Origin of the sequence: Rhodococcus sp. Leaf278, from assembly GCF_001426085.1 — a bacterium.
Classification (GTDB): Bacteria; Actinomycetota; Actinomycetes; order Mycobacteriales; family Mycobacteriaceae; genus Rhodococcoides.
In genome coordinates this window covers 1-1,807 of the sequence record NZ_LMRR01000040.1, presented here as the reverse complement: position 1 = coordinate 1,807, position 1,807 = coordinate 1, and the positions used below count along the sequence as shown (strand labels likewise).

Below are 1,807 nucleotides of genomic sequence, written 5' to 3'. Positions count from 1 at the left end.
CGTTCTCGATCTCGCCGTCGTACGCACCTGATCGGCGACCGCAGAATTACCGCAGGGACTTCCTCACATGAGGCGGTACCCGCAGAACTGGTCGGTGCTTCGCGACAACCCCCCGGTCTACGACGAGTCGACGGGCAACAAGATCCCGGTACCGCCCACGGCAGTTCCGGTTACTGCTCTGCTGTCGCTGCGCTTCCTCGAAACGAAGCAGGAGCAGCATCCCGGGGACCTCACGACCAGTCAGATGGTGCTGCAGCTCAACGCCCCGGTACCCGGTGGATTGAACGGCCGAGACCGACTCCGCTTCGACGGCGACACCCGCACAGACGGGGCAGACGCGACGAACATCGTCGARGTCGGCCAAKTGGTGTACGTCCGTGGCCGGCCGAAGGAGCGTCGGTCKGCSGCCGGGGGACCGGTGCAGTACATCGTTGCGATCGTCGAGCACGGATCGGATATGGCATCCAACCCGCAGTTGACCCCGTAACCGAAAGTGAGTGATCCGCAATGGATCAGCCCGCAGTGCAGCAACCGAAGCCGCAMCCGCCGTATCCGACGACGTCGCATTTCGTGGTGGCGCAGTTGGCCACCGATCTCGACGGGATGGCGTTCGGCGCTGCCGATTGGCATTTCAACTTCCGCACCGACCCGAACTACTGCGGGAGAAGGATGCCGGGGCACCCGTCGAGTGGACACTTCCCCAAGCAGTGCTCAACGCACAGGCCGGGTGGTTCCTCGACATGCGGACCCGCGAATGGGTTCTGCGTGAAGACCTGTCCGAAGAACAGAAGGCAATGACCTGACCCGTACTGGTCAGGTCTGCCCCCGCACTACGAAGGAGATCCGCCACCATGGCCGACACCGAGAACACCGAAACCTCCGCCCAGCCGATCGTTCAGTGGACCGACGACGAGGGCCGCANCCCCGCACTACGAAGGAGATCCGCCACCATGGCCGACACCGAGAACACCGAAACCTCCGCCCAGCCGATCGTTCAGTGGACCGACGACGAGGGCCGCAAGCATTTCGCGGGCCACGGCACGTTTGCCCATCAGGCCCGCGAAGCGGAGGAGGCGCTCGCCGCCGAGCGAGAGACGGAGGGTGCAGATCCGTCCGACGAGAAGGCCGACTCCGAGGTCGTCGCACCGCCCGCCAACGTCAAGACTGACGACACCGTGGCCGCGCCGCCGGCCGAGCTGACCTCGACACCCAGTGGCCGCCCTGCCGGTCCGCCGAAGGCCACCGCGCCCAAGTCGTCCTGATGTCGGCTCGCCTGACTGTCTATCCCGGGCAGGTGCGCGAGCAGGTCACTGCCACGACTATCGAAGGTCGCCGAAGGCCACCGCGCCCAAGTCGTCCTGATGTCGGCTCGCCTGACTGTCTATCCCGGGCAGGTGCGCGAGCAGGTCACTGCCACGACTATCGAAGGTCGCATCGCAATTGCGACCGAGATCGTCAACGAGGCGCGTGAGGTGGCACCGGTGGACACTGGCTACTTTCAGTCGGAGTTCCTGGTGGAGTACGAGGGTCGCAGGGTGTTCGCGGTGAACGCGGCCGACGACGCCAGCTACATCGAGTACGGCACCCTCGACACTCCGCCGGCGGCCGTGATGACTGATGCCGCGCGCTCGCACGGTAAGTACTCCGGCTGGACGCCGCGATGACGCCTAAGGTGCGAATCCCGTTCGCGCCCGGTGCGGTTCGAGAGGCGCTGCATGCCGACGCTGATCTGATCGAGCATGTTCCGAAGGAACTGATCACCACGCGTGACATTCCGGAGAACATCGTGCGCCCGTTCATCGTGATT

Annotated in this window: 3 protein-coding genes; all 3 read left to right on the top strand. The window is 65.0% G+C overall.

Translation table 11 applies throughout. The features are described from left to right. The first annotated feature begins 67 nt into the window (after positions 1-67). The 3 genes from ASG84_RS20420 to ASG84_RS20405 all read left to right on the top strand — a co-directional run bounded on the left by ASG84_RS20420 (position 68) and on the right by ASG84_RS20405 (position 1,664). On the top strand, positions 68-487 hold the full coding sequence (locus tag ASG84_RS20420; protein WP_057478838.1) for a hypothetical protein: 420 nt from the start codon (positions 68-70) through the stop codon (positions 485-487). A gap of 136 nt (positions 488-623) precedes the next feature. Further along, complete coding sequence (locus tag ASG84_RS27620; RefSeq protein WP_156399638.1) at positions 624-803, top strand: hypothetical protein; 180 nt, start codon at positions 624-626, stop codon at positions 801-803. A 558-nt stretch (positions 804-1,361) separates the two neighbouring features. Then, positions 1,362-1,664, top strand: a complete 303-nt coding sequence (locus tag ASG84_RS20405; RefSeq protein WP_057478545.1) for an HK97 gp10 family phage protein — start codon at positions 1,362-1,364, stop codon at positions 1,662-1,664. Positions 1,665-1,807: the final 143 nt, after the last annotated feature.